Origin of the sequence: Streptomyces albiflavescens, assembly GCF_014645835.1 — a bacterium.
Lineage (GTDB): Bacteria > Actinomycetota > Actinomycetes > Streptomycetales > Streptomycetaceae > Streptomyces > Streptomyces albiflavescens.
On the sequence record NZ_BMMM01000011.1, the window covers coordinates 320,383 to 341,246 of the forward strand.

13 protein-coding genes are annotated in these 20,864 nt (G+C 69.5%); 11 read left to right on the forward strand and 2 right to left on the reverse strand.

What is annotated here, in order from left to right:
* Positions 1 to 29: 29 nt before the first annotated feature.
* Genes IEY95_RS28740 through IEY95_RS28755 form a run of 4 tightly spaced genes read left to right on the forward strand, consistent with a single transcriptional unit; the run spans position 30 to position 7,316 of the window.
* Positions 30 to 2,279, forward strand: a complete 2,250-nt coding sequence (locus IEY95_RS28740) for a sialidase family protein (RefSeq protein WP_189189053.1) — start codon at positions 30 to 32, stop codon at positions 2,277 to 2,279.
* The gene (locus IEY95_RS28745) at positions 2,279 to 4,255 is read left to right on the forward strand and encodes a beta-galactosidase (protein WP_189189054.1); all 1,977 of its coding nucleotides are present in this window, start codon (positions 2,279 to 2,281) and stop codon (positions 4,253 to 4,255) included. The genes IEY95_RS28740 and IEY95_RS28745 overlap by 1 nt, the downstream gene beginning before the upstream one ends.
* A complete protein-coding gene (locus tag IEY95_RS28750; protein ID WP_189189055.1) occupies positions 4,252 to 6,567 on the forward strand; it encodes a glycosyl hydrolase family 95 catalytic domain-containing protein in 2,316 nt (771 codons plus the stop codon). The genes IEY95_RS28745 and IEY95_RS28750 overlap by 4 nt, the downstream gene beginning before the upstream one ends.
* Positions 6,568 to 6,602: 35 nt before the next feature.
* Complete coding sequence (locus IEY95_RS28755; RefSeq protein ID WP_189189056.1) at positions 6,603 to 7,316, forward strand: glycoside hydrolase family 12 protein; 714 nt, start codon at positions 6,603 to 6,605, stop codon at positions 7,314 to 7,316.
* Positions 7,317 to 7,410: 94 nt separating this feature from the next.
* On the opposite strand, the gene IEY95_RS28760 is transcribed toward IEY95_RS28755, so the two are convergent.
* Together IEY95_RS28760 and IEY95_RS28765 are read right to left on the reverse strand one after the other, a co-directional pair.
* Positions 7,411 to 9,462, reverse strand: a complete 2,052-nt coding sequence (locus IEY95_RS28760) for a glycoside hydrolase family 31 protein (RefSeq protein WP_189189057.1) — start codon at positions 9,460 to 9,462, stop codon at positions 7,411 to 7,413.
* A 229-nt stretch (positions 9,463 to 9,691) separates the two neighbouring features.
* Complete coding sequence (locus IEY95_RS28765) at positions 9,692 to 10,702, reverse strand: LacI family DNA-binding transcriptional regulator (protein WP_189189058.1); 1,011 nt, start codon at positions 10,700 to 10,702, stop codon at positions 9,692 to 9,694.
* 231 nt (positions 10,703 to 10,933) lie between these two features.
* Here IEY95_RS28765 and IEY95_RS28770 point away from each other — a divergent pair, with 231 nt between their 5' ends.
* The 7 genes from IEY95_RS28770 to ispG all read left to right on the forward strand — a co-directional run bounded on the left by IEY95_RS28770 (position 10,934) and on the right by ispG (position 20,784).
* Positions 10,934 to 11,257: a hypothetical protein gene (locus IEY95_RS28770; protein WP_189189059.1), complete on the forward strand. Its 324-nt coding sequence runs from the start codon at positions 10,934 to 10,936 to the stop codon at positions 11,255 to 11,257.
* Between the two features lie 153 nt (positions 11,258 to 11,410).
* Positions 11,411 to 13,342, forward strand: coding sequence for an acyl-CoA dehydrogenase family protein (locus tag IEY95_RS28775; protein WP_189189060.1), 1,932 nt, complete (start codon positions 11,411 to 11,413; stop codon positions 13,340 to 13,342).
* A gap of 213 nt (positions 13,343 to 13,555) precedes the next feature.
* Positions 13,556 to 13,951: a hypothetical protein gene (locus tag IEY95_RS28780; RefSeq protein ID WP_189189061.1), complete on the forward strand. Its 396-nt coding sequence runs from the start codon at positions 13,556 to 13,558 to the stop codon at positions 13,949 to 13,951.
* A gap of 27 nt (positions 13,952 to 13,978) precedes the next feature.
* A complete protein-coding gene (gene secA / locus IEY95_RS28785) occupies positions 13,979 to 16,729 on the forward strand; it encodes a preprotein translocase subunit SecA (RefSeq protein WP_189189062.1) in 2,751 nt (916 codons plus the stop codon).
* 177 nt (positions 16,730 to 16,906) lie between these two features.
* Positions 16,907 to 18,163, forward strand: a complete 1,257-nt coding sequence (dxr, locus tag IEY95_RS28790; protein ID WP_189189063.1) for a 1-deoxy-D-xylulose-5-phosphate reductoisomerase — start codon at positions 16,907 to 16,909, stop codon at positions 18,161 to 18,163.
* Entirely contained in the window at positions 18,160 to 19,464 is a 1,305-nt protein-coding gene (locus IEY95_RS28795) for a M50 family metallopeptidase (protein ID WP_189189064.1), read from the forward strand. Before dxr ends, IEY95_RS28795 begins: the two co-directional genes overlap by 4 nt.
* A gap of 162 nt (positions 19,465 to 19,626) precedes the next feature.
* Positions 19,627 to 20,784 (forward strand): flavodoxin-dependent (E)-4-hydroxy-3-methylbut-2-enyl-diphosphate synthase, encoded by a 1,158-nt coding sequence (ispG, locus tag IEY95_RS28800; RefSeq protein ID WP_189189065.1) that lies wholly within the window; start codon positions 19,627 to 19,629, stop codon positions 20,782 to 20,784.
* The last annotated feature ends 80 nt before the right edge of the window (positions 20,785 to 20,864 follow it).

Below are 20,864 nucleotides of genomic sequence, written 5' to 3' on the forward strand. Positions count from 1 at the left end.
CCACCCCCTCTCCCAGAACGAGGCATGTCATGCGCACACCCCGTCTGAGCAGACGAGCCGTTCTCGCCGGGACCGCCGCCACGGCCGCGCTCACCACCGTCCCCGCTCTGGGGTCCCAGGCGCACGCCGCCGAGACCACCGCCACTCCGCCGTACCGCTGGCGCAACGCCGTCATCGGCGGCACCGGCTTCGTCACCGGCGTTCTCTTCCACCCCGCCGTACGCGGTCTCGCCTACGCCCGCACGGACATCGGCGGTGCCTACCGCTGGGACGACCGGGTCGCCCACTGGACGCCGCTCACCGATCACCTCGGCTGGGACGACTGGAACCTTCTCGGCGTCGAGGCGCTCGCCGTCGACCCCGCGCACCCCGACCGGCTGTACATCGCCCTCGGCACCTACGCCCAGTCGTGGGCGGGCAACGGCGCGGTCCTGCGCTCCGAGGACCGCGGTGCCACCTGGACCCGTACCGATCTGTCCGTGAAGCTCGGTGCCAACGAGGACGGGCGGGGAGCCGGGGAGCGGCTCCTCGTCGATCCGCGCGACAGCGACACGCTGTGGCTGGGCACCCGGCACGACGGGGTGCTGAAGTCCACGGACCGGGGAGCCACTTGGGCGGCCGTCAGCGCTTTTCCGGCGACCGCGAGCTCCTCCGGGCAGGGCATCACCTTCCTCGTCGCGGCCGGACGCGCCGTCTACGCCGGCTGGGGCGACGGCGACGGCACCGCGGGCACGGCGAACCTGTACCGCACAGCCGACGGCACGACCTGGGAGGCCGTACCCGGGCAGCCGTCCGGCACCTCCGCCAAGGTCCCGCTCCGCGCCGCGTACGACACGCACACCCGCGAGCTGTACGTGACGTACGGCAACGCGCCCGGGCCCAACGGTCAGTCCGACGGCAGTGTGCACAAGCTGCGCACCGCCACGGGGACGTGGACCGACGTGACCCCGGTGAAGCCGGGCGGGACCACGTCCGAGGACCCCGCCCACACGTCGAGTGGTGGGGGTGGCTCCGCGGACACCTTCGCCTACGGCGGTGTCGCCGTCGACGCCTGCCGCGCGGGCGCCCTCGTGGTGTCCACCAACAACCGCTGGGCGGAGGGCGACACGGTGTTCCGGACCACCGACGGTGGCCGTACCTGGAGGTCCCTCAAGGACGTCGCCGTGTTCGACGTGTCCGAGACTCCCTTCCTCAACTGGGGTGGCGACCAGCCCAAGTTCGGCTGGTGGATCCAGGCCGTCGCCGTGGACCCGTACGACTCGAAGCACATCGTGTACGGGACCGGGGCGACCCTCTACGGCACCCGCGACCTCAGGCGCTGGGCGCCGCAGATCCGCGGTCTGGAGGAGACGGCCGTGCGCCGGCTGATCTCGCCCCCGACCGGGGAGGCGCATCTGATCAGCGGACTCGGGGACATCGGCGTGATGTACCACGAGCGGCTCACGGCGTCTCCGTCGCGCGGCATGGCGGCGAACCCCGTGTTCGGGTCGGCGACGGGACTCGCGCAGGCCGCGGCCAAGCCGTCGTATGTCGTCCGCGCGGGCTGGGGCGACAACGGCAACGGTGCTTACTCGCACGACGGCGGGCAGACCTGGGCGCCCTTCGCGGCCCAGCCCGACATCGCCAAGAGCGCACCGGGGCCGATCGCCACCAACGCCGACGGCAGCACCCTGCTGTGGTCCTTCGTGCACTGGGACGGCACGACGTACGCAGCGCACCGCTCGACGGACAACGGTGCGACCTGGTCCGAGGTCTCCTCCTTCCCGAAGGGCGCCACGCCGGTCGCCGACCCGGCCGACCCGACGCTCTTCTACGCGTACGACACCGACACAGGAACACTGTTCGCCAGCACTGACAGTGGCCGCTCCTTCACGGCCCGTGCGACCGGACTGCCCTCGGGCGACAGCCAGTTCCCACTCGTCGCGGCGCCGGGGCGCTCCGCCGACCTGTGGCTGAGCACGAAGTGGAATGGCCTCTACCGGTCCACCGACGGTGGCGCAGGCTTCGACAAGGTCACCAGCTGCTGGGCCTCGTACACGCTCGGCTTCGGCAGGGCCGCCGACGGCGCGGACTACCCGGCGATCTACCAGGTCGGTTCGACGGAGACCATGACCGCCGTCTACCGCTCCGACGACGCGGCCGGCACATGGGTCCGTATCAACGACGACGCCCACCAGTGGGGCTGGATCGGCGAGGTCTTCACGGGCGACCCGCGCGTGTACGGCCGGGTCTACCTCGGCACGAACGGGCGAGGCATCCAGTACGGGGAGCCCGTCTGATGCCGGGGCTCAGTGACGCCACCCGTGGCCGCATCCTCTTCGGCGGCGACTACAACCCCGAGCAGTGGCCCGAGGAGACCTGGCACGAGGACGTACGCCTCATGAAGGAGGCCGACGTCAACTCCGTCACCGTCGGTGTCTTCTCCTGGGCGAGGCTCGAACCGCGCCCGGGTGCACGGGAGTTCGGCTGGCTCGACCGACTGATGGATCTGATGCACGCGAACGGCATCGGTGTCGTCCTCGCCACGCCCACCTCCTCGCCCCCGCCCTGGATGGGCCGCCTGCACCCCGAGACACTGCCCCGGGACGAGGAAGGGCGCACCGAATGGTGGGGCTCCCGCCAGCACTTCTCGCACTCCAGTGCCGTCTACCGTCGCTACGCCGCCGCCATCACCGAGGATCTGGCGGCCCGCTACGGCAGCCACCCGGCCCTCACCCTGTGGCACATCAACAACGAGTACTGCACCTTCGACCACGGAGACGAGGCGGCCGCCACCTTCCGCCGCTGGCTCCAGGACAAGTACCGCACGATCGAGACTCTCAACGAGGCCTGGGGCACGGCCTTCTGGAGTCAGGGTTACGACGGCTGGCACGAGGTGCTCCCGCCACGCCACGCGCACTACATGAAGAACCCGACGCAGGTGCTCGACTTCAGGCGCTTCACCTGCGACATGCTCCTGGAGTGCTACCGCGCCGAGCGGGACATCGTCCGCCGGCACACCCCGGACATCCCTGTCACCAGCAACTTCATGCCGATGTGGGTGGGGCAGGACGCCTGGAAGTGGGCCGCCGAGGAGGACGTCGTCTCCGTCGACATCTACCCGGATCCGCGTGACCCCTTCGGCGCCCAGAACGGCGCGCTCATCCAGGACATGACCCGCTCCCAGGCGGCCGGCGGCCCCTGGATGCTCATGGAGCAGGCGGCCGGACCCGTCAACTGGCGCGGGGTGAACCACCCCAAGCCGCGCGGCCTCAACCGCCTCTGGTCCCTCCAGGCCGTGGCGCGCGGCGCCGATGCCGTCTGCTACTTCCAGTGGCGGCAGTCCCGGCAGGGCGCGGAGAAGTTCCACTCGGGGATGGTCAGCCACGCGGGGGAGCGGGGTCGCACCTTCCAGGAGATCAAGCAACTCGGTGCCGAACTCGCCCTCGTCGGCGGCGAAGTCGCGGGCACTCGGCTCACCTCCGACATCGCGATCCTGCACGACTGGAACTCCTGGTGGGCCGGCGCGCAGGACGGCCGCCTCTCCCGCGAGGTCGACTACCCCGAGGTCATGCGTGCCTGGCACCGTGCCCTGTGGGAGGCCCACCTCACCACCGCCTTCGCGCACCCCGAGCACGACCTGTCCGCGTACCGGCTCGTCGTCGTACCGCAGCTCTACCTGCTCACGGACGCGGCGATCGACAACCTCCTCGCGTACGTACGAGGAGGGGGGACCCTCGTCTGCGGCTTCCTCAGTGGCGTCGCCGACGAGGACGACCGGGTACGCCCCGGCGGCATGGACGCTCGTCTGCGCGAACTGTTCGGCATCCGCACGCTGCACGAGTGGTGGCCGCTGGATGCGGGGGAGACCGCCGAGTGCGACGGCTTCCGGGGCACCCTGTGGTCCGAGGAGATCGAGGCGGCCGAGGACGCCGTCGCGGAGGCCGTGTACCGGGGCGGCGAGTTGGACGGGCTGCCGGCCGTGCTCCGTAAGGGCGGCGCCTGGTACCTCTCCACACTGCCCGAGCCCGAGGTGCTGCGGGTCCTGCTGGCCGGGATCGCGGAGGACGCTGGTGCGCGGCCGCCGCTCGACGGCCTTCCCGCCGGGGTGGAGGCCGTACGTCGTGGCGGGCTGCTGTTCCTCCTCCATCACGGGCCGGACCGGGTCGCCGTCTCGGTGCCCGGACGCCATCGTGACCTGCTCACCGGTGCCGATGTGACGGAGGCCGTGGAGCTGGGCCGGTACGGCGTCGTCGTGCTGGAGCCGGCCCCATGAGCGCGCCCGTCCACAGCACCTGGGAACCGCTGCCCGCAGCCCGCTGGGAGGACGCCTTCCTGAGCGGGAACGGTACGCATGGCGCCATGGTGTTCGGAGATCCGAACGGCGACCGGGTCATCGTCAACCACCACAGCCTGGTCCGGCCGAACGGCAGCGAGCGTGCGCGTCCGCCCGCTCTCGCCGACCAGCTCGCCGACGTACAGGACCGGTTGCTGGCCGGGGACGTCACGGCGGGGGAGGCCTTCACCGACGGGCGGCCGCTGCTCTGGGTACAGCCCTTCCACCCCGCGTTCCAGGTGCGGCTGCGCCGACCGGCGGCGGAATGGCGCTCGTACCGGCGCGAGGTCGACTTCACCACCGGTGTCGTCGGCGCCGAGTGCGGCAGCTGGCGCAGCGAGGTCTTCGTCTCCCGGGCCGACGACGTCGTCGTCCAGTACGTGACCGAGTCCGATCTCACCGTCGACGTGACCCTCGACCACCGACTGCCGGGCGCCCCAGCCGACTTGACGGTGGGGCACAGTGCCGTCCTCACTCCCGAGGGCGCCCTCCTCACGCTGCGCGCCCGCTATCCGGGCAGCGACCTGGCGTACACGGGGGTGACGCTCGTCGTGGTCACGGGCGGCCGGACTCGGACCGCGCTTCCCGGCGTACGGGTGGAGGGCGCGCGCTCGCTGCTTCTGCTCACCCGGGTGCGGCGGCACACGGGCGAACTGGACGCCTTGACCGAGGCCCGCGAGCTGCGCGCCCTGCTGCGCCAGGCCGTCGGCCGGGGCGCCGGCCAGGCCACCGGTCGAGTCGACGCCGAAGCCGGCACCGCCGCCGACTTCGGCTCCGACAGCGACTTCGGCTCCGACTTCGCCTCCGCCTCCGCCTCCGACGATGCCGCGTACACCCACCTGCTGGCCCGCCACACCGCACTCCACCGCCCCGCCTACCTCCGCACCGCTCTCGACCTGGACGCCGACGCCGCCGAACGTGCGCTGCCGGGCTCGGACTTGGTCCACCGCCCCAAGAGCCCCGCCCTCCTGGAGCGGCTCTTCGCGGCAGGGCGCTACCACCTGCTGTCGTCCGCGGGGACGCTGCCACCACGGCTCACCGGACTGTGGACGGGCGACTGGGACACTGCCTGGTCCGGGGCGTTCACGACGGACGCCAACCTCAACCTCCAGACGGCGTCGGCCGCCGCGGCCTCGCTTCCGGAGGTCACTCAGGCCCATGCCGCCCTGGTCCACGGCCAGTTGCCCCACTGGCGCGACAACGCCCGGGCGATCTTCGGCACACGGGGTGTCGTGGCCCCGGCGCACACCGACGGCGAGTCCGGGCACATCTACCACCTCAGTCGCGAGTACCCCCTGCACGTGTGGACCGCGGGCGCCGACTGGCTCCTGAAGCCGCTCGTGGACCACGACGAGACGCGTGGCGAGCACGACGCGCGCCTCGGTGAAGCCCTCGCCGAAGTGGCCTGCTTCTACGAGGACTTCCTCACCCGAACCGATGACGACGGCCACCTAGTGATCGTGCCGTCCTACTCCCCGGAGAACCGGCCCGCGAACGCGAGCTGGGTCACCCTGAACGCCGCGATGGACCTCTCCGCGGCCCGCCACGCCCTGCGCACGGCGGCCGACTACCACCCAGGACCCGACGCCGAACGCTGGCGCGCGCTCGCCGACCGGCTGCCGCCGCACCGGGTCAACGCCGAGGGGGCGCTGGCCGAGTGGGCCTGGCCCGGTCTCGACGACACCTACGACCACCGCCATCTCAGCCACCTCTACGGCGTCTGGCCGCTCGACGAGATCAACCCCTACGACACCCCGGATCTCGCCGCGGCGGCCCGTCGCGCGCTCGAACTGCGCGGCGCCGAGAACGACTCCGCGCACGGCCACCTCCACCACGCCCTGGTGGCGGCCCGGCTGAGGGACGGGGAACGGGTGGCGGCGGCCCTGGACAACGTCCTGGCCGGGAACTTCTTCCACGTCTCCCTGATGAGCGGGCACTACCCGAACCGGCACGTCTACAACGCGGACGCCGCCCACACCCTGCCCGCCGTGCTGATCGAGATGCTCGTCCAGTCGACTCCCGACCGGCTGGTCCTGCTGCCCGCGCTTCCGGCGGCGTACCCGACGGGGCGACTACGGGGCATCCGCACGCGGTTCGGGGCGGAGCTCGACCTCACCTGGAGCCCGCGAGAGACCACCGCGGTCATACGCCCGACCCGTACCCACCGCGTCGAAGTCCGGACTTCCCTCGGCGCCGAACCGCTCGACCTCGTCGCCGGAGAAGACCACGTCCTCAGCCTGGGGGCGTGGTAACCCCCGCAACTCCCCCCACCCATGGAAGGGACACCATGGCAACACGCACGCTGAGCAGGATCACCAAGGCGATGCTGGCCCCCGCCCTCGCGCTGGGCGCCACCATCGGCCTCGCCTCCGCCCCCGCCCAGGCCGCCGTCTGGAACTCCTGCGACCAGTGGGGCAACACCACCCTGAACGGCTACACGCTCTACAACAACATCTGGGGCTCCGGCGCCGGCAGCCAGTGCATCTGGGCCAACTCCGGTACCAACTGGGGAGTGTGGGCGGACCACCCCAACACCGGCGGCATCAAGTCCTACCCCAACTCCAAGAAGGTGATCAACAAGTCGATCACCTCGCTCGGCTCGCTCTCCAGCAGCTACAACGTCACGGTCCCGTCGTCCGGCGCGTACAACACGTCGTACGACATCTGGGACACCGACTACGACTACGAGATCATGCTCTGGGTCAACAAGACCGGGGCCGTCGGACCCCTCGGCACCTCGCAGGGCAACGTGACGCTGGGCGGTCACACCTGGACCGTCTACAAGGGCAACAACGGCGCCAACGACGTCTTCTCGTTCGTGCGCACCTCGAATTCCAGCTCCGGCACGGTGAACGTGCTGCCGATCCTGAAGTGGATCAAGGACACCAAGGGCTGGTTCGGCAACGAGACCATCGGTGATGTGCAGTTCGGCTTCGAGATCACCTCGTCCTCGGGCGGCCTCGAATTCGTCACCAACAATCTGACCGTCAGCAGCAGTTGATCCGGCTCCTCGGCAGCAGCCCGACAGTCATCAGCAGCTGACCGAGAGATGAGCCCGTGCGGCCGGTTCCCCTCGGGGGACCGGCCGCACTCCGTTATTCGGCCACGGGCAGTCGCGCCCCGTCCCGCAGGAACAGCGGGATGCGGTCCAGCGGGGCGTCGACGGTCACGGCCACGCCCCCTTCGTAGGTCTCACCCGTCCACGCGTCCGTCCAGTACGCGCCCGCCGGGAGGTACGCCGTACGGGCCGTCGCGCCCGCCGTGAGCACCGGTGCGACCAGCAGGTCGGGGCCGAAGAGATACGAGTCGTCCACGGACCAGGTCGCCTGGTCGTCCGGGAACTCCAGGAAGAGCGGGCGCATCACCGGCAGACCCTCCTCGTGGGCCTCCCGCATCACCCCGAGCACGTACGGCTTCAGGCGCTCGCGCAGCCGCAGATACTTCTCCAGGACGGCGCCGGCCTCCTCGCCGTACGACCAGACCTCGTTCGGGCCGCCGGTCATGTCGGGGCCGAGCGGCATGCCAGGGTCGCGGAAGCCGTGCAGGCGCATCAGCGGAGAGAGCGCCCCGAACTGGAACCAACGGACCATGACCTCGCGGTACGCCGGGTCGTCCGGGTCGCCGCCGTGGAAGCCGCCGATGTCGGTGTTCCACCAAGGGATGCCGGAGAGCGCGGTGTTGAGTCCGGCGGCGATCTGACGACGCAGGGTCGCGAAGTCCGTGCCGATGTCGCCGGACCACAGGGCGGCGCCGTAACGCTGACTGCCCGCCCACGCCGAGCGGTTGAGGGTGACGACCTCGGTCTCACCGGCCGCGAGCATGCCCTCGTAGAAGGTGCGGGCGTTCTCGCGGGGGTAGAGATTGCCGACCTCCAGGCCCGGGCCCGCGTAGTAGCGCAGGTTCTCCGAGAAGCCCGGCTTCAGCTCCGGCTCGCACGCGTCCAGCCAGAAGGTCGAGATGCCGTACGGGTCCAGGTAGTTGTCCTTCACACGTGACCAGAGGAAGTCGCGTGCCTCGGGGTTCGTCGCGTCGTAGAACGCTACCTGGACCGTGGACGCGACCTCCTTGTCGGGCCAGTCGGCGTGCGCCATCGGCCCGTACTCCGTGCCGATGAAGTAGCCGCGCTGCTCCATGAGCTGGTGGTTCTCGGAGAGGGGTGAGACCGACGGCCAGACGGACACGACCAGCTTGACGCCGAGTTCCGTGAGCTCCCGCTGCATCGCCGCCGGGTCCGGCCACTCCGCCGGGTCGAACTTCCAGTCGCCCAGATGCGTCCAGTGGAAGAAGTCGCAGACGATGGCGGACAGGGGCAGGCCCCGTCGCTTGTACTCCCTCGCCACCTCGAGGAGTTCGTCCTGGGTGCGGTAGCGCAGCTTGCACTGCCAGAAGCCGGCCGCCCACTCGGGCAGCATCGGCGTACGGCCGGTGGCGGCGCTGTACCGGCGCTGGGCGTCGGCGGGGGCGCCCGCCGTGATCCAGTAGTCGATCTGGCGGGCCGAGTCGGCGACCCAGCGGGTGCCGTTGCCCGCGAGCTCCACGCGGCCGATGGCCGGGTTGTTCCACAGGAGGGTGTAGCCCCGGCTGGAGACGAGCACCGGGACGGTCACCTCGGCGTTGCGCTGGATCAGGTCCAGGACCGCGCCCTTCTGGTCGAGCAGCCCGTGCTGGTGCTGCCCGAGGCCGTACAGCTTCTCGCCCTCGTACGCGGCGAACCGCTGCTCCAGGCGGTGGTGCCCGTTGCCGGTCGGGGTGTACAGGCGCGGGCCCGGCCACCAGAAGTGGGCGCGCTCCTCGGCGAGGAGTTCGCCGCCGTCGGCGGTGCGGACGAAGCGGACGAGGCCCTCGGCGGTCACCACAACGGTCAGCGCGCCGACCGTCAGCCGGCCTTCTCCGCCCTCGATCTTGACGGTGCTCTCGGTGGCCGGCGGCTCGTCAAGGAGCGCGCCCGGGAGGTTCTCCAGAACCGGACCGCCGAGCCGCGCCCGGACACGGACCGCGTCCGGACCCCACGGCTCGATCCGTACGGTCTCCGTGCGGCCGCTCCACTCCAGCGCGCCGTCCCGCTCGCGGAACGTGCCGACGGTCGGGGAGGACTGCGCGAGGCTGACTGTGCCCTGAGCGGGCTGGTTTTCGGCAGGCTGATTCACGTGGGGTGCTCCTGGGAGAAGGAGTGGCGAGGTGACCCGGCGCGGCTCTGGCGGGCCGGGACGGGGTGGTGCCCTCACGCGAGGGCATGACTCGTCCGCGCCGGACCCCCGGGAGGGCGTACGGCTCGGTGTACGGCGCCTCACGGCGGGGCGTACGGCTCGGTGCGCGGTGTGGCGTGCGGTGCCCCACGGCCGGCACCGCGGCAGGGCCCCGGCAGGAGGCCCAGGGTCAGGCGGTCGGCGCCGGGCCCGTGCTCGCCCGTACCGTCAACTCGGGTGCGATCAGCACGACTTCGTCCTTGCCGCGCCCTTCGAGCTTGGCGATCAGATGCTCCACGGCGTACCGGCCCATCTCCTGCGCGGGGATGGCGACCGAGGTCAGCCGCACCGAGGCCTGCGTGGCGACCTGGTCCGGGCAGATCGCGATCACCGACACGTCCTCGGGCACGGCGCGGCCCTGCTGGCGCAGCAGCGCGAGCAGCGGCTCGACCGCGGACTCGTTCTGCACGACGAAGCCCGTGGTGCCCGGGCGCTCGTCGAGAATCCGGGCGAGGGTCACGGCCATCGCGTCGTACCCGCCCTCGCAGGGGCGGTGCAGCACGCGCAGGCCCAACTCCCGCGAACGGGACCGGAGTCCGTCGAGCGTGCGCTCGGCGAAGCCGGTGTGCCGTTCGTAGACCGCGGGCGCCTCGCCGATGACAGCGATGTCACGATGGCCGAGGATCGCCAGATGCTCGGCACACAGTGCGCCCGTCGCGCCGAAGTCGAGGTCCACGCAGGTCAGTCCGGAGGTGTCGGCGGGCAGCCCGATGAGCACGGACGGCTGATCCGTCTCGCGCAGCAACGGCAGCCGTTCGTCGTCCAGTTCGACGTCCATCAGGATCATCGCGTCGGCGAGCCCGCTGCCGGTGACCCGGCGTACCGCGTCGGGCCCCTCCTCGCCGGTGAGCAGCAGCACGTCGTACCCATGGATGCGGGCGTTGGTCGCCACCGCGATGGCGATCTCCATCATCACGGGTACGTACATGTCGGTGCGGAGCGGAATCATCAGCGCGATGATGTTGGACCGGCTGCTCGCCAGGGCCCGGGCGCCCGCGTTCGGGTGGTAGCCGAGCTCCTGGATGCTCCGCTCGACCCGCTGCCGGGTGCCCGCGGAGATGGACCGCTTGCCGCTGAGGACATAGCTCACCGTGCTCGCCGAGACTCCGGCGTGCTGGGCGACCTCGGCGAGGGTGACCATCCAGCTCTCCAAGCTTTGTGAAGCGCTTCGACAGTGCGCGTATTGCGGATAGGGCGAGTGAGGGTGGCTTGACAGTAGCCCGGTGAAGAAGACGTGTCCATAGGTTGTCGAAGCGCTTCGACAACTAAATTCTTGAGTGCGTCATGGCCATCGCTTACGCCATGGCAACCCTTTGACCGTGCGGTGGCCACTGAGGGGCGTACACAGACCGTCCCCCGGAAGGACCCCCCGATGCAACACCGTCGACCGCACCTGTCCAAGAAGGCGAAGACGCTCCTCGCGAGCTCGGTGGCGCTCGCTGCGGCCGCCGGCATCACTGTCGCCCAGGCGGGCGAGGACGGCAAGAAGTGCGGCGCCTTCGACACCGTCACGATGGGCAAGTACTACGTCAACAACAACCTCTGGGGACAGGGCGACGGCACCTTCACTCAGTCACTCGTTCGGCGCAAACTGATGAGCAAGGACAAATACCTCTCCGGCATCGAGTCGGGCAGCGAGGTCTTTCGCGGTTCCGGGCGGCTTGATACGAGGTCGTACTCGGTGGACATCGGCTGACACCCGGGGGCGCACATCGGGTCGAACGCTGCGCCAGGACTGGTGGGGGCACCCCGAATCGGGTACATACGATCGAGTAGCACCGGTCAGTAACGATCGCTATGAAGAACGGTGTACGAGCCCAAGATCCCTATTCGCGGCGAGGTGAGCCTCATGTCCGCTACACCCCACAAGCCCACAGTCACCGAACGTGAGGCCCGGCAAGTCGCCGAGGCCGCGCGCGAACAGGACTGGCGCAAACCCAGCTTCGCCAAGGAGCTGTTCCTCGGCCGCTTCCGGCTCGACCTGATCCACCCGCACCCCATGCCCGCCGACGAGGACGCGCAGCGCGGAGAGGAGTTCCTGGCCAAGCTGCGCGACTTCTGCGAGACGAAGATCGACTCGGCCCGCATCGAGCGCGAGGCGCAGATCCCCGACGCCGTCATCGACGGCCTCAAGGAGCTCGGCGCCCTCGGCATGAAGATCGACACCAAGTACGGCGGCCTCGGCCTCACCCAGGTGTACTACAACAAGGCGCTCGCCCTGGTCGGCTCCTCGAGCCCCGCGATCGGCGCCCTGCTCTCCGCGCATCAGTCGATCGGAGTACCGCAGCCGCTGAAACTTTTCGGCACCCAGGAGCAGAAGGAAACCTTCCTGCCGCGCTGCGCCCGCACCGACATCACGGCCTTCCTGCTGACCGAGCCGGACGTCGGCTCCGACCCGGCCCGGCTCGCGACGGCCGCCGTACCGGACGGCGAGGACTACATCCTCGATGGAGTGAAACTCTGGACGACCAACGGCGTCGTCGCGGATCTCCTGGTCGTCATGGCACGCGTACCGAAGTCCGAGGGCCACAAGGGCGGCATCACGGCGTTCGTGGTGGAGGCCGGCTCCGAGGGCGTCACCGTCGAGAACCGCAACGCCTTCATGGGCCTGCGCGGCCTGGAGAACGGCGTCACGCGCTTCCACCAGGTCCGCGTCCCGGCCGCGAACCGGATCGGCCCGGAGGGTGCGGGCCTCAAGATCGCCCTGACCACCCTCAACACCGGCCGTCTCTCCCTGCCCGCCATGTGCGTGGGCGCGGGCAAGTGGTGTCTGAAGATCGCCCGCGAGTGGTCGGCGGCGCGCGAGCAGTGGGGCAAACCGGTGGCCTTCCACGAGGCGGTCGGCGCGAAGATCTCGTTCATCGCGGCGACGACGTTCGCGCTGGAGGCCGTCCTCGACCTGTCCTCGCAGATGGCCGACGAGGACCGCAACGACATCCGCATAGAGGCCGCCCTCGCCAAGCTCTACGGCTCCGAGATGGCCTGCCTGATGGCCGACGAGCTGGTTCAGATCCGCGGTGGCCGCGGCTTCGAGACCGCGGAGTCGCTCGCCGCGCGCGGGGAGCGGGCGGTTCCCGCCGAGCAGATCCTGCGCGACCTGCGCATCAACCGCATCTTCGAGGGCTCCACGGAGATCATGCATCTGCTGATCGCCCGCGAGGCCGTCGACGCCCACCTGTCCGTCGCGGGCGACCTCATCGACCCCGACAAGTCCCTCTCGGACAAGGCGAAGGCGGGCGCCAACGCGGGTGTCTTCTACGCCAAGTGGCTGCCGAAGCTGGTGGCGGGGCCCGGGCAGCTCCCACGCTCGTACCACGAGTTCAACCAGCAGGTGGATCTGTCTCCGCACCTGCGGTACGTGGAACGCAGCGCGCGCAAGCTCGCCCGCTCCACCTTCTACGCCATGTCCCGCTGGCAGGGCCGCATGGAGACCAAGCAGGGCTTCCTGAGCCGGATCGTCGACATCGGCGCCGAGCTCTTCGCGATGAGCGCGGCCTGCGTCCGTGCCGAGCTCCTGCGCACCACCGGGGAGCACGGCCGCGAGGCCTACCAGCTCGCGGACGCCTTCTGCCGCCAGTCCCGCATCCGCGTCGAGGAACTCTTCGCCCGCCTGTGGACCAACACCGACGACCTCGACCGCAAGGTGGTCAAGGGTGTCCTGTCGGGCACGTACGAATGGCTGGAGCAGGGCATCGTCGACCCCTCCGGTGAAGGTCCCTGGATCGCGGACGCGACACCGGGGCCGTCGAAGAAGGAGAACGTCCACCGCCCCATTCGCTGAGCTCGCCACCCCATTCGGCAACCTTTTCCACAGGAATGCACACCAGCCCCGTTCGCCATTCCGCTGCTTGCCGCACCGAAGTTGTGCGTCAACAATGAAAGGAATGGCGAACGGGGACGGCAGATGCGCCAAGGAATCGGGGAAGAATACAGTCACGGTATTTCCGTACAGCTGACGCGTGCTCGCGGGGAGGCGTGGCGGCAGCTGAACGAGATGGATCTCGTACGGGCGCTGCGCACCGTGCGCAATGAGGTGCAGCCGCTCGCGCAGAAGCTGCGCGAAGCTGCGCCGGAGACCTTCGACGGGCACCGTGACGCGCTCGCGGTCCTCCTCAACGACTGCGCGTTGTCCGTGGTCGACGAGGTGCCGCGGCCGCCCGTGGCCTCCTTCGACGCCCTGCGTATCCGGAGAATCGACCTCCGCGACATCGACGGCCTGCTGGATTCCGGACGGCCCGGCGAACGGCCCGTCATTCAGCAGCTCTTCCGCGCCGCGCTCGACCTGGTCGAGGACCCCGTACTGCGCGAAGTGATCAAAGCGAATCAACAGGGCGTCCTCATTCTCCAGCGGGCCAATCGCTGGATACGGATGCTCGTGGACGCCGTTTAGTTGTGCTCAGTTCTGGGGGAATTTCCCATGGCAGGTAAAGGTCTGGACGCCATCACCGGCAGGATCATGCGCGCCGGCGAGGGCAGGCTGCTCCGCCGCCTCGAGCGCATCGCCGAACAGGTGGGCTCCCTCGAGGAGGAGTTCACCTCACTGACCGACGAAGAGCTCCAGGCGCTCACCCCGGAGTTCAAGGAGCGGTACGCGGGCGGCGAGAGCCTGGACGACCTGCTGCCGGAGGCCTTCGCCGCGATGCGCGAGGCGGCCCGGCGCACTCTCGGCATGCGCCACTTCGACGTACAGATCATGGGCGGCGCGGCGCTGCACTCCGGCAACATCGCCGAGATGCAGACCGGCGAGGGAAAGACCCTGGTCGGCACGCTTCCGGTGTATCTGAACGCCCTGACCGGCAAGGGAGTTCACCTCGTCACGGTCAACGACTACCTGGCCGAGCGGGACGCCGAGTGGATGGGGCGCGCCTACCGGTTCATGGGGCTGACCGTCGGTGTGATCAAGACGCAGTCGACCCCGGCCGAGCGGCGCGCTCAGTACGCCTGTGACATCACCTACGGCACCAACACAGAGTTCGGCTTCGACTATCTGCGCGACAACATGGCGTGGTCCCAGGACGAACTGGTGCAGCGAGGCCACCACTTCGCGATCGTCGACGAGGCCGACTCGATCCTCATCGACGAGGCGCGCACCCCGCTGATCATCTCCGGTCCGGCCGATCAGCCCACGCACTGGTACGAGTCCTTCGCCGCGTTCGCGCTGCGGATGAAGGGCGTTCTCGTGCAGGAGGAGCAGTTCACCACCCAGGTGGACAAGGACCGTCTCGCCGAGCTGCGGACCCAGTACGACTACGAGTACGACCCGAAGAAGCGCACGGTGGCGATCCTGGACTCCGGAGTGGATTTCCTCCAGGACCAGCTGGGCATCGACAGCCTCTACGAGTCCGACCACACCCCGCTCATCGGACACCTGAACAACGCGCTCAAGGCCAAGGAGCACTTCAAGCGGGACAAGGACTACGTCGTCGTGGACGGTGAGGTGCTCATCGTCGACGAGCACACCGGCCGCATCCTCGCGGGGCGCCGCTACAACGAAGGGCTGCACCAGGCCATCGAGGCGAAGGAAGGCGTGACGATCAAGGACGAGAACCAGACGCTCGCCACGATCACCCTGCAGAACTTCTTCCGTCTCTACGAGAAGCTCGCCGGCATGACCGGCACCGCCATGACCGAGGCCGCCGAGTTCCACCAGATCTACAAGCTGCACGTCGTCCCGATCCCCACGAACCGGCCGATGGTCCGCCGCGACGACCCCGATCAGATCTACCGCACCGAGGAGGCGAAGTACGCGGCGATCCTCGCCGACATCGCCGAGAAGCACGAGCAGGGCCAGCCGATCCTGGTGGGAACCACCTCCGTCGAGAAGTCCGAGGTGCTGTCCGCGCGGCTCAGGAAGCAGGGCATCCGGCACGAGGTCCTCAACGCCAAGAACCACCAGCGCGAGGCTCAGATCGTCGCCCAGGCCGGACGCAGGGGCGCGGTCACCGTGGCCACGAACATGGCGGGCCGCGGCACCGACATCATGCTCGGCGGAAACCCGGAGGCGATGGCGCTCGCCGAAACCGCGGAGGACGCGGATCCGCAGGAGCGCCAGAAGGTGCTCGACCGGATCACCGCCGGAGTCGCGGCCGAGCACGACGAGGTCAAGGAGCTCGGCGGCCTCTACGTCCTCGGCACCGAGCGCCACGAGTCACGCCGCATCGACAACCAGCTGCGCGGCCGCTCGGGCCGTCAGGGCGACCCCGGCGCCTCCCGCTTCTACCTCTCGCTCCAGGACGACCTGATGCGACTGTTCCGCGCCAACGTCGTGGACCGGGTGATGTCCATGGCGAACGTCCCCGACGACGTACCCATCGAGAACAAGATGGTCACCCGCGCCATCGCCTCCGCCCAGGCCCAGCTGGAGCAGCAGCACTTCGAGTCCCGCAAGGACGTCCTGAAGTTCGACGAGGTCCTCAACAGGCAGCGCACCCTCATCTACGCCGAGCGCCGCCGGGTCCTCGCGGGCGAGGATCTGCGCGAACAGATCCTGCACTTCATGGACGACACCGTCCGCGCGTACATCGAGCAGGAGACCAGTGAGGGTTTCGCCGAGGAGTGGGACCTGGAGCGGCTGTGGGGCGCGCTCAAGCAGCTGTACCCCATGGGGATCACGATCGAGGAGTTGGAGGAGGAGGCCGGTGACCGCGCGAACCTCACCGCGGGCGACCTGATCGACGCGGTGACGGGCGACATCCACGCCCGGTACGAGGAGCGCGAGGCCGAGCTCGGCGCCGAGGCGCTGCGCGACCTGGAACGCCTCGTCGTCCTCTCCGTCCTCGACCGCAAATGGCGCGAGCACCTCTACGAGATGGACTACCTCCGCGACGGCATAGGCCTGCGCTGGACCCTCGGCCGGGAGCCGATCGTCGAGTACGAGCGCGAGGGCTTCGACATGTACGGCGCGATGACCGACGCCATCAAGGAGGAGTCCGTCGGCTACGTCTTCAATCTCGACGCCGCGGCTCCGGGCGCCGGGACGGGGCGCGGGCCCACCGACGGCCTGCACTTCACCGCGCCCACGCTGGACACCGCGGAGGGCGTGGTCGAGGGCCACTTCCCTTCGGCGGAACCACCGCAGGACCGCCCCACCGACACCGTGCCCGAAACCGAACGGCCTGGCGGCACGCGCCCCGCCAGGACCAAGGCACGCCGCCGCCGCAAGCGGTGACAGGCGGCCGGAGGGGCTGATGTCAGCCCGTCCGGCGTTTGAGGACGAGCGCGTCAGCGCGTTACCGGCGGTCCGGGGGGCGGAGCCCCCAGGGACGATGGGGGAGGGTAGGGGCGGAGGGGGCGAAAAAAGGGGCACCCTGTCCTGCCGGGGACGCGTTGCGGCCACAATGGAGGGATGAGCGACAGTCCAGCCCCCCTCGCTGATCCGCATCTTGTCTTCGACCCCGTGGACGGAGTCCGGGATGTCGTGATCCTCGGCTCCACCGGCTCGATCGGCACCCAGGCCATCGACCTCGTGCTGCGCAACCCCGACCGGTTCCGGGTCACCGGGCTCTCCGCCGCCGGCGGGAGGGTCGGACTGCTCGCCGAGCAGGCCCACCGGCTGCGCGTGCGGACGGTCGCCGTGGCACGCGAGGACGTCGTACCGGCGCTGCGCGAGGCGCTGACGGCGCAGTACGGAGCGGGGGAGCCGCTCCCCGAGATCCTCGCGGGCGCGGACGCCGCCACCCAACTCGCCGCATCCGACTGCCACACCGTGCTCAACGGCATCACCGGCTCCATCGGCCTCGCCCCGACCCTCGCCGCCCTGGAGGCGGGCCGCACGCTCGCGCTCGCCAACAAGGAGTCGCTCATCGTCGGCGGCCCGCTGGTGAAGGCACTGGCCAAGCCGGGCCAGATCATCCCGGTCGACTCCGAGCACGCGGCGCTTTTCCAGGCCCTCGCCTCGGGCACCCGCGCCGACGTCCGCAAACTCGTCGTGACCGCTTCCGGAGGCCCCTTCCGGGGTCGCACGAAGGCCGAACTGGCGGACGTCACCCCCGAGGACGCCCTGGCCCACCCCACCTGGGCCATGGGCCCGGTCATCACCATCAACTCCGCGACCCTGGTCAACAAGGGACTCGAAGTCATCGAGGCGCACCTCCTCTACGACATTCCCTTCGATCGCATTGAGGTGGTGGTGCACCCTCAGTCGTATGTCCACTCGATGGTGGAATTCACGGACGGATCGACGATCGCCCAGGCGACGCCCCCCGACATGCGCGGGCCGATCGCCATCGGGCTCGGCTGGCCCGAGCGGGTGCCGGACGCCGCGCCCGCTTTCGACTGGACCAAGGCGTCGAGCTGGGAGTTCTTCCCGCTCGACACCGACGCGTTCCCGTCGGTCGGACTCGCCCGGCATGTCGGGCAGCTCGCGGGTACGGCCCCGGCGGTGTTCAATGCGGCCAACGAAGAGTGCGTGGACGCGTTCCTGAAGGGCACACTGCCGTTCAACGGGATCATGGAGACTGTCACACGGGTGGTCGAGGAACACGGCACACCGGATACGGGAACTTCCCTGACCGTCGCGGACGTCCTCGAAGCGGAGACCTGGGCGCGCGCCCGGGCCCGTGAACTGACAGCACAGACGACAACCGCGGAGGCTCGTGCATGACGACCCTGATGATGATCCTCGGCATAGTCGTCTTCGCGGTCGGCCTGCTCATCTCGATCGCCTGGCACGAGCTGGGACATCTGTCGACGGCCAAGCTCTTCGGCATCCGCGTGCCGCAGTACATGGTCGGCTTCGGCCCGACGATCTGGTCGCGGAAGAAGGGCGAGACCGAGTACGGGGTGAAGGCGGTCCCGCTCGGCGGCTACATCCGCATGATCGGGATGTTCCCGCCCGGCCCCGACGGCAAGATCGAGGCCCGCTCCACCTCGCCCTTCCGCGGCATGATCGAGGACGCCAGGTCGGCCGCCTTCGAGGAGCTCAAGCCCGGTGACGAGACCCGTCTCTTCTACACGCGCAAGCCGTGGAAGCGCGTGATCGTGATGTTCGCGGGCCCCTTCATGAACCTCATCCTGGCCGTGGTGATCTTCCTCGGCGTGATGATGACGTTCGGCGTGCAGACCCAGACCACCACGGTCGGCAAGGTCTCGGACTGCGTCATCCAGCAGAGCGAGAACCGGACCAAGTGCGAGAGCGGCGACCAGGACGCACCCGCCAAGGCCGCCGGGCTCAAGGGCGGCGACAAGATCGTCTCCTTCAACGGCAAGGCGGTCGACGACTGGTCCACTCTCCAGTCCGACATCCGCGCCAACCCCGGCAAGGACGTCACGATCACGGTGGTGCGCAAGGGTCAGCAGGTCGACCTGTCCGCCCACCTGATCAAGAACCAGGTCAGCAAGACCGATGGCAACGGCGGCTATGTCGAGGGCAAGTACGTGTACGCCGGCTTCCTCGGCTTCACGCCCGCCTCCGGCATCGTCCAGCAGTCCTTCGGACAGTCCGTGGACCGCATGGGCGACATGATGCAGAACGGCGTCGAGTCGCTGGTCGCGCTGCCCGGCAAGATCCCCGACCTGTGGAACGCGGCCTTCGGTGACGGCCCGCGCAAGGCCGACTCCCCGATGGGCGTGGTCGGCGCGGCCCGGGTCGGCGGCGAGGTCTTCACCCTCGACATCCCGCCGTCCCAGCAGGTCGCGATGATGCTGCTGCTCGTCGCCGGCTTCAACCTCTCCCTCTTCCTCTTCAACATGCTCCCGCTGCTCCCGCTCGACGGCGGGCACATCGCGGGTGCGGTGTGGGAGTCGCTGCGGCGCAACACGGCGAAGGTCCTGAAGCGGCCCGACCCGGGCCCGTTCGACGTGGCGAAGCTGATGCCCGTCGCGTACGTGGTGGCCGGAATCTTCGTCTGCTTCACGATTCTGGTGCTCATCGCGGACGTGGTTAACCCGGTGAAAATCTCCTAGTAAGACGCTGTTTGTGGCGGCCGGACACCATAGGTGTCCGGCCGCCCTCCAATGGGTGGGTTTAGGGGCGTGATGTGCTCGGGCGTGTGCCCGTGCCGTAATCTCGAAGCCTGGAGCCCACGATTCCGGGACCTTGATCCACAACTTGGGGTTGCACAGCAGATGACTGCGATTTCTCTCGGCATGCCGTCCGTTCCGACCAAGCTGGCCGAGCGCCGCAAGAGCCGCCAGATCCAGGTCGGAACCGTCGCCGTGGGTGGAGACGCACCGGTGTCGGTGCAGTCGATGACGACGACGCGTACGTCGGACATCGGCGCCACGCTCCAGCAGATCGCCGAGTTGACCGCGTCCGGCTGCCAGATCGTGCGGGTCGCGTGCCCCACGCAGGACGACGCCGATGCCCTCGCGACCATCGCCCGCAAGTCCCAGATCCCCGTCATCGCGGACATCCACTTCCAGCCGAAGTACGTCTTCGCGGCGATCAACGCCGGCTGCGCGGCCGTCCGCGTCAACCCCGGCAACATCAAGCAGTTCGACGACCAGGTCAAGGAGATCGCGCGGGCCGCGAAGGACACGGGCACCCCGATCCGGATCGGCGTCAACGCGGGCTCCCTCGACAAGCGGCTGCTCCAGAAGTACGGCAAGGCGACGCCCGAGGCTCTCGTCGAATCCGCGCTGTGGGAGGCGTCCCTCTTCGAGGAGCACGACTTCCGCGACATCAAGATCTCCGTGAAGCACAACGACCCGGTGGTCATGGTCAACGCCTACCGGCAGCTCGCCGCCGCGTGCGACTACCCCCTGCACCTCGGTGTGACCGAGGCCGGTCCCGCGTTCCAGGGCACCATCAAGTCGGCCGTCGCCTTCGGCGCGCTGCTCTCCGAGGGCATCGGCGACACGATCCGGGTCTCCCTGTCCGCGCCCCCCGTCGAGGAGGTCAAGGTCGGCCTCCAGATCCTGGAGTCCCTCAACCTCAAGCAGCGTGGTCTGGAGATCGTGTCCTGCCCGTCCTGCGGGCGCGCCCAGGTCGACGTCTACAAGCTGGCCGAGGAAGTCACCGCCGGTCTGACCGGCATGGAGGTGCCGCTGCGCGTGGCCGTCATGGGGTGCGTGGTGAACGGGCCCGGCGAGGCCCGCGAGGCTGACCTCGGTGTCGCCTCCGGCAACGGGAAGGGGCAGATCTTCGTCAAGGGCGAGGTCATCAAGACCGTGCCCGAGTCGAAGATCGTGGAGACCCTCATCGAGGAAGCGATGAAGATCGCGGAGGAGATGGAGGCCGCCGGTATCGCCTCCGGCGAGCCTTCGGTGTCGGTGGCCGACTGACCTGCCTTGTGGCGCGGGGGACCCGGGTGCCCCTCCGGAGGTGGCGCCCGAGTCCTCTGCGTGCGGTGCCGCTCGGTATC